Origin of the sequence: Henriciella sp., from assembly GCF_049649345.1 — a bacterium.
Taxonomy (GTDB): domain Bacteria; phylum Pseudomonadota; class Alphaproteobacteria; order Caulobacterales; family Hyphomonadaceae; genus Henriciella.
In genome coordinates, this window is record NZ_JBARZC010000239.1 from 1 (window position 1) to 2128 (window position 2128).

At 62.1% G+C, this 2128-nt stretch carries 3 protein-coding genes; 2 read left to right on the forward strand and 1 reads right to left on the reverse strand.

The annotated features are described in order from the left end of the window. A partial coding sequence (locus WA989_RS06145; RefSeq protein ID WP_424339625.1) for an NAD(P)H-hydrate epimerase occupies positions 1 to 1077 on the forward strand: 1077 nt, incomplete at its 5' end. Between the two features lie 68 nt (positions 1078 to 1145). Further along, positions 1146 to 1490, forward strand: coding sequence for a YybH family protein (locus tag WA989_RS06150; RefSeq protein WP_424339626.1), 345 nt, complete (start codon positions 1146 to 1148; stop codon positions 1488 to 1490). 185 nt (positions 1491 to 1675) lie between these two features. Here the strand turns inward: WA989_RS06150 and WA989_RS06155 are convergent. Beyond that, positions 1676 to 2128: VOC family protein (locus WA989_RS06155; RefSeq protein WP_424339627.1), on the reverse strand; the 453-nt coding region annotated here is incomplete at its 5' end.

Sequence of the window (2128 nt, forward strand, 5' to 3'; positions counted from 1 at the left end):
AACTTTCTCTTCGCCTCTGCCATGGCGCTCCCTGCCGCTGCCGGCCGCCATGATTGCAACGCATGTCAGGCGAGAGCAAGCGTCCACCCCATCGACTTCCCCGCTCCGCGCGCTCACATTGGCACGATGAGCCAAGCCATCATCACGCCGCAGCAAATGTATGATGCCGAACAGGCGCTCTTCGATGCCGGCACAGACAGTTTCGACCTCATGGAGGTTGCGGGCCGCGCGGTCGGGCGCCATTGCCACGAGGCTTTTCCGGATGGCGACATCGCTGTGCTCTGCGGGACGGGCGGCAATGGCGGGGACGGGTTCGTTGCAGCCGACGAGCTGCGCCGGCACGGGCGCACGGTGCGCGTTTATTCGATGAACCCGGTGGGCGAGCTTTCCGGGGATGTCGCGAAAGCTACAACGCTCTGGGGCGGCGAGGTAGAGCTGCTCGACGAGGCCCTCTCCGACCCTTCCTCCATCACGCTCGACGCTCTCTTCGGAGGTGGCCTCTCGCGCCCGCTCGAAGGCACCCTGGCAAGCCTCACAGCCCGGACCGGAAAGATCGTCAGCGTCGATGTCCCTTCAGGTCTCGACGGGCAGAGCGCAAGGCCGGTCGGGCCCTGTTTCAGCGCAGACCTCACCGTCACATTTGCCGCCTATCGCTACGCCCATATCCTCTCGCCGGGGCGCAGGCTGTGCGGCCGTGTCATTGTCGAGGATATTGGCGTGCCCGTGCCGCGTGATGTGGTCGAGCTTGGCCCGGACATCCGGGCGGGAGACGCACGCGGCTCCAGCCATGCCGCTCCGATAAAAACGTTAAGTGACAATGACTTGGTGGACAGTGCGGATAATCTGATCGAGGCGGCGCGCACGCAGGCCACAGCTGAGACTTGCCTCCTGATCGTGCGCGGTGAGGAGACCCTCATCGCCGGCCCGGACGGGCGCTGCGCCGTTCATCCGGGCACGATATCCCACGCCATCACCGACGCGCAGATCGAGGCGCAAATAAGCGCGCTCCGCTCAGATGACTGGCCGGCTTTCGAGGCGGCCTGCGCGGCGCTCTGGTCAACACTTACCCAAGCGTAACCCGCCTCCTCTTGCTCCCCTCGCGCGATAATGACAGAAATTATTCGCGTCTCAGGGGTATTTGCAGAATGAGTGAAGATAGCTTGTCCGTCGTCGAAGCCTTCAATCAGCGCTATCGCAGCGCCTGGGGCTCGGACGAAATTCTCGATCTTTATTGCGATGATGGCGTCATGGTCGCCGAGGTCACGGCGATCGGAAAGCCAGCCATTGGCGACCTCCTGAAAGCCATCTTCTCACAGGGCTGGACGCTGCAGGAGGTGCGCACCGTCTACCAGAAGAAGCAGGGCGACATGATCCTCACCACGGTCGAATACACCGCTGAATCCGATGGTCAGACCAGCAAAGCCACCGCCACACAGGTGCTGGTGAATGATGGCGGCACGTGGAAGACGGCAATGCATACGAATGCTTGAGCCTTTGCAAAAACCGATCATCCCGGCGCAGGCCGGGATTTCCTGCAGCAAGTCTCCCACCTAATGTCCCGCGGCCCCGGCCTTCGCCGGGGAGATCGGGGATCTGTCTTTTTGCGTTCAGGCCAAAACAAAAGGTCGCTCCCGACGAAGCGGCCTTCTAGATTATTGCGCGACACAAAAAAGCCTCAGCTCTCCTCCGCAATCTTCTCATGCAGCCAGGCCGCATGCCTTGGCGCTTTCTTCGTGCGCGACCACTCGTCCAGCATGTCATAGGCGACCGATTTCAGCTCGCTCATCTGCTCGGGCGTGCCGATATTGCAGGCGAGTTCGAGGCGGTGCCCGTTCGGGTCGAAGAAATAGATCGACTTGAAGATGCCGTGATGGGTCGGCCCGATGACGTCCAGCCCGCGGCTCTCGGCGCGCGCCTTGGCGTTCATCAGATCGTCCATCGTCTCGACCTTGAAGGCGATATGCTGGACCCATTCGGGCGTATTGCGGTCGCGGTCCATGTCGGGCTTGGTCGGCAGCTCGAAAAAGGCGAGCACATTGCCATTCCCGGCATCGAGGAAGACGTGCATGTACGGGTCCGGCGCGCCGGTCGAGGGCACCTTGTCTTCTGCAATGGCGAGCTGGAAATC

Coding starts and splice junctions, on each gene's coding strand:
- WA989_RS06150 (WP_424339626.1), top strand. CDS start 1,146: ATGAGTGAAGATAGCTTGTCCGTCGTCGAAGCCTTCAATCAGCGCTAT.